The sequence below is a fragment of the Variovorax glucosi genome (assembly GCF_051216695.1).
Lineage (GTDB): Bacteria > Pseudomonadota > Gammaproteobacteria > Burkholderiales > Burkholderiaceae_C > Variovorax.
In genome coordinates, this window is sequence record NZ_JBPJZE010000169.1 from 1 (window position 1) to 1275 (window position 1275).

Genomic DNA, 1275 nt, shown 5'->3' on the forward strand with positions numbered 1-1275 from the left:
GTTTCAGGGCGAGGCACCGACATCGACGCCGCATGGCGCGCCGCCACCGAGAAAGCCAGGCGCGCCGGCCAGGCACCACAGCGCCTGCGCGCCGAGGTGGTCGACAAGGTCACGCCCATGAGCTGGGCCGCGCTGAAGGCGAAGCTGGCGCAAACCAAGCGCAACTACTTCAACGAAGGCATCGCATTCGATGCACGCTTCGAGTTCGCGCTGCTCGCGCAGGAAATGCACGGCAGCGCGATCCTCTACAACGGCGACGTGGAGCATGCCGAGCCCAACACCGGCAACCTGCGCCTGCACTGCAAGCGGCGCTTCGGCCGCGAGATCGACTTTCCCACGGACGATGCAGCGCCCGTCTGGTGCTTCACCACGCGGGCCGTGTACGTGGACGCGAAGGGCGCATGGCCCATCACCGCAGAAGGCCAGGCGGCCGGCTTTCGCGAGTTGCGCGAATGGAATGCGCAGCAGATCCACGCGCTGGTCGACAACGCCGGCAACTACCTCGCCGAACAGGTCCAGCCCACGGGCGAGTTCCACTACGGCTGGTTTCCCTGTTTCGACCGCGCCATCCCGACCTACAACACGCTGCGCCACGCGAGCTCCACTTACGCGATGCTGGAAGCGTGGGAGCTCACGCGCAACGACACGCTCAAGGCGGCCATTGATCGCTCGCTGGCCTTCCTGACCGGCACGCTCATCCGACCGGCCAACCTGTCGGACGGCACGCGCGCTGCCTATCTGCTGGACATCGGCAGCGAGATCAAGCTCGGCGGCAACGCCGTGTGCCTGCTCGCGCTGGTCAAGTACACCGAACTCACCGGCGACAAGAAATACCTGCCGCTGCTGGAGCAGCTCGCGCTCGGCATCCGCCACATGCAGGATGCGGAGACCGGCAGCTTCGTGCACGTGCTGAATGCGCCCGTGCTCGACGTGAAGGACAGGTTCCGCGTCATCTACTACGACGGCGAAGCAGCCTTCGGCCTGATGCGCCTGTACGGCCTCACGCGCGACGAGCGCTGGCTCGCGGTCGTGGAGAAGGCCTTCGAGCATTTCATTGCCGCCGAGCATTGGCGCGCGCACGACCACTGGCTGAGCTACTGCGTCAAAGAACTCACGCGCTACCGACCCGAGACGCGCTACTACCAGTTCGGCCTGCAGAACGTGGCGGGCTACCTCGACTTCGTGCTGGAGCGCATCACCACCTTTCCCACGCTGCTCGAACTGATGATGGCTGCGCGCGACATGGTGCTGCGGCTGGAGGCCGACCCTGCACTG

General features: G+C 65.9%; 1 protein-coding gene. It reads left to right on the forward strand.

The genetic code is table 11. The features are described 5' to 3' along the window. A partial coding sequence (locus ACSFA3_RS23950; RefSeq protein ID WP_475544581.1) for an AGE family epimerase/isomerase occupies window positions 1-1275 on the forward strand: 1275 nt, incomplete at both ends.